Below are 2,596 nucleotides of genomic sequence, written 5' to 3' on the forward strand. Positions count from 1 at the left end.
GCACAGTTTCAACTTCAGGTAGTTCTGGCACAGCCTAGCCCTGGGCCTCTGTCCCCATATAGTGCGCCTTTGAACTATAGCAATGCCCGCCGGGTACAGGCAGGAAACGAGACAAAACAAAGGCCTATGCCGAAGCACAGGCCCTGAAATTTGTAAGCCGTAGTCATACTCGTGAGCAGAGCTGAAAACCCGGCGAACCGGGGAAGTGGCTCAACCTTGGGAGAGGCAACCTAGGAGGCAGCCTTCTTAGCCGCTTTGGGGGCTTCAACTTCCTGTAGCTCAGACAGCGCAAAGTTGTTGGTATTGATACCAGCGTAATTTACCTTGTCAAAGCGCACTACCGCGGGGTATTTGATGCCGCTTTGGTCAATGGTGGCAACGGTACCGAGTTCCCGATACCAGTAAGACTCTTTGCGGAGAATGCGAACTTTAGAACCACGTTGAACCATGAACAATGCCCTCTTGAAAATTAATATTAATGGCAGCTTGCCCAGGCCAAACCCCAGCCAAGGCTAATTGCAGACAGCCTATGGCCAAGCTTGGATAGGGGGTTATTCCATGTCCACCAGATTACTACGAGACCTCCGGTCTCACGGCGATCAGGGGTTTAAGTTTTATTGCAAACCCAAGGAATGGATCCAGTTTCTCCTGGAGAATCTTTGCGATCGCTGCGACCACGGCCTTCGCCGCTTTCAAAAGCAATAGATAGCACTGTCAGCGAACAGTAAAATGCTGGTAGCAATCGTACATCAATTCCCTTGGCAAAAGTTTTGTTCACATTTCGAAATACTTTGGGTATCCTAACGTTACCTTCTTGCAGGAGACTTACCCCGCATGCTCACCGACGTTGAGTCTCTGATTCAGGCCACCGATGGCCGCTACGCCTCTGACCAAGAGCTAATGTTCTTTCAGGCCTATCTGACTACGGTTGGTACCCGACTACGGGCCTACCAAAAAATTCAGGCGGCTGAGCCTCAGATTATTGCTCAGGTGATGGCCCGGCTCAAGGCCCAAAAGCCCGATATTTTTCAAATTGGCGGACAAGACTTAGCGGCCAAGTGGCAGCGAGACACGGTGCGCGTTCTGCGCTACAGTGCCATAGCCCTGCTGCTTGACGACCCAGAGCGATTTCAAGAAAATCTGCTGAGTTGGTTTCAGACCATCATGCGAGCGTTTGGGGCTCAAGAGAGCTGTGGACTCACCTACGAGGCCATGCAGACAGTAATCACCCAATTTCTCAATACCGAAGAGCTAAAGCTGTTCTTGCCCATCCTAGAGTTGAGTCGGGTCACCCTCGGTCAATAGGGTAAGCGTCTAAACTCAGATCGCCAGATTGGTTGTCTGTCAATTGTCTACAGGTATCGCCCAGGAAACCGTACTCGATTTCCTAGGCGATTTGCGTAGGCAGAATTACTACGTTTTGTATCGTCCGAGGGGCCTGGCGGACCGTCTGAAGCCCTCTATCTTCTACTATTTGGGCCATGGGTAAGGGTTAACTCAGGCCGCGATCGCTCCCTAGAGCTGTTAATTCTACGCAGGCCTGGGCACATTACACCTATCACTGAAAACAGTCTTACAAGGCTCGTTCAATCATGGTTATGACCACAGAGACCGCCCACCGTCTGCACCAAAAATTTCCTAAGAAGCACAACCACTATGCCCTGCGGGATTTCTTTCAGTTCAATGGTGATTACGGCACCATTACCGACTGGAACGATACCCGCAATGTGCTCACCAGCGAAGACTTTATTATTGGTCTGCTAGAAGGGCTGCAAGAAGAAGTTGGCGATGCCTCTTCGGCCATCATGTACACCATCGGACTGGAGTGGGGCAAAATCGACTCCCTACAGTTTGAAGCCTGGTTTGAGCGCGAGTTTGCCATGAGCCCCCGCCGAGCCAACCTGATGTTTTTGCTTGAGACCTGGTGGTGGCCCTACATTTCTCAAGGCTGGGGCCGTTGGGAAGTCGACATGAGCGATCGCAAGCAGGGTTTCATGTTCATCAACCTGTTTGACTCCGCCGTAGCCCGCACCCTGGGCGATGTGGGCAAGCCCGTCTGCCACCTTTACGCCGGATTATTTGCCGGTTTCTTTACCGAAATGGTGCGCAAACAGCTGAGCTGCATTGAAATTCAGTGCTACTCCATGGGCGAGACCTACTGCAAGTTTTTGCTGGGGGGCCGCGAGCGCATTGATGCCGCCGCCTTCTGGATGAACGAAGGGGCCAATGCCCGCGATATCGAGAAGCGGCTGCGGGCCGGGGAAGGTGGGCAATGAGCGCGTTCTCCCTCGATGCTGTAGCCGGGTCTGAGGCTCCCCAGCCCTGGCTAAAAGAAACGGTACAGGCCTTCTTTGAAGCGGTGGCATGGGATGGGCGAGCGGCACTTGCAACCCCTAGTCTAGGGGGCACCACCCACTCAGAATCGGCTATGACGATGACGGTCAGCGATTTCTTTGAGAACATTGCCTGGGACGGGCAGCCCACTATTGGGGTACCCATTTCACCCCTCGAAGCCGTCCCAGCGACCTCGTCGGTCTCTGACCTTGATTTAACCCTAGACGGGTTCTCTGATCTGTTTGGTTAACCCTCATCGACC

At 53.0% G+C, this 2,596-nt stretch carries 4 protein-coding genes; 3 read left to right on the forward strand and 1 reads right to left on the reverse strand.

The genetic code is table 11. The features are described 5' to 3' along the window. Nucleotides 1-230: 230 nt before the first annotated feature. A complete protein-coding gene (locus IQ273_RS32395; protein WP_194027184.1) occupies nucleotides 231-449 on the reverse strand; it encodes a photosystem I reaction center subunit IV in 219 nt (72 codons plus the stop codon). Nucleotides 450-834: 385 nt separating this feature from the next. Here IQ273_RS32395 and IQ273_RS32400 point away from each other — a divergent pair, with 385 nt between their 5' ends. From IQ273_RS32400 to IQ273_RS32410, 3 genes are all read left to right on the forward strand, one after another. Further along, nucleotides 835-1,305 (forward strand): phycobilisome protein, encoded by a 471-nt coding sequence (locus IQ273_RS32400; protein WP_194027185.1) that lies wholly within the window; start codon nucleotides 835-837, stop codon nucleotides 1,303-1,305. A 293-nt stretch (nucleotides 1,306-1,598) separates the two neighbouring features. After that, a complete protein-coding gene (locus IQ273_RS32405; protein WP_228054339.1) occupies nucleotides 1,599-2,276 on the forward strand; it encodes a V4R domain-containing protein in 678 nt (225 codons plus the stop codon). Beyond that, the gene (locus IQ273_RS32410) at nucleotides 2,273-2,584 is read left to right on the forward strand and encodes a hypothetical protein (protein ID WP_194027187.1); all 312 of its coding nucleotides are present in this window, start codon (nucleotides 2,273-2,275) and stop codon (nucleotides 2,582-2,584) included. Before IQ273_RS32405 ends, IQ273_RS32410 begins: the two co-directional genes overlap by 4 nt. Nucleotides 2,585-2,596: the final 12 nt, after the last annotated feature.

The organism is Nodosilinea sp. LEGE 07298 (genome assembly GCF_015207265.1).
In the GTDB taxonomy this organism is placed as follows: Bacteria; Cyanobacteriota; Cyanobacteriia; order Phormidesmidales; family Phormidesmidaceae; genus Nodosilinea.